Genomic DNA, 598 nt, shown 5'->3' with positions numbered 1-598 from the left:
GCTGGATTTGATTGCGGCGTGCGATGCGGTGCGGGTTGCGCTTGGGCTTGACGCATAGGTGAGTGCCGCCGCATTGAAACAACCATTCCTGCAAGGAGCATCGCAATGGCGAAATCCAACAAGCGGAGTATCCGGCCCATGTCAGCGATGAAACGTGCGTCCTTTCCTGCGCTTCAGGTCGATCCGGCGCTATGCGAGGAGGCAGAAGGTACATCACATCTCGTCGCACGTGGGTTGGCATCCCGCGCCAAGGCCCGTCGCTCGGGTCGCTATGTCGAGGCAAACGACGTGTTGGCGGCGCTGCAGTCCCGGTTGGACACGGCATGCAAGCCGGGAGCCTAGCGGTAAGCCCCCAGCGTGAAGGCGGCTATCATTGAGCATGCGTCCCGCACCAAAGACACCGGAGACATGGAGAGACGATGGCCAACATCACCAAGCGCCGCAAAGGCGAGCTGATCCGCATGCTGTTCCAGATCCTCAAGGCGCAGCCGGAGGGAATGCGGGCCAGCGACGCGCTGGAGGTGCTGGCCAAGCAGGTCACGATGACCGAGTACGAGGCCGGGGACTACCAGACCGGCGGCCGCCGTTTCGAGAAGAT

Annotated in this window: 1 protein-coding gene and 1 pseudogene; both read left to right on the top strand. The window is 62.4% G+C overall.

The window, feature by feature from the left end; all coding sequences use genetic code 11:
• The first annotated feature begins 147 nt into the window (after positions 1–147).
• Positions 148–342 (top strand): hypothetical protein, encoded by a 195-nt coding sequence (locus D180_RS24785; RefSeq protein WP_081616347.1) that lies wholly within the window; start codon positions 148–150, stop codon positions 340–342.
• Between the two features lie 77 nt (positions 343–419).
• Positions 420–598: pseudogene (locus tag D180_RS24780) on the top strand (Mrr restriction system protein); the annotation flags it as partial.

Source organism: Xanthomonas sp. SHU 166, from assembly GCF_000364685.1.
Taxonomy (GTDB): domain Bacteria; phylum Pseudomonadota; class Gammaproteobacteria; order Xanthomonadales; family Xanthomonadaceae; genus Xanthomonas_A; species Xanthomonas_A sontii.
Note: the sequence above shows the minus strand (reverse complement) of the source record. Positions and strands in the feature narration are given on the sequence as shown.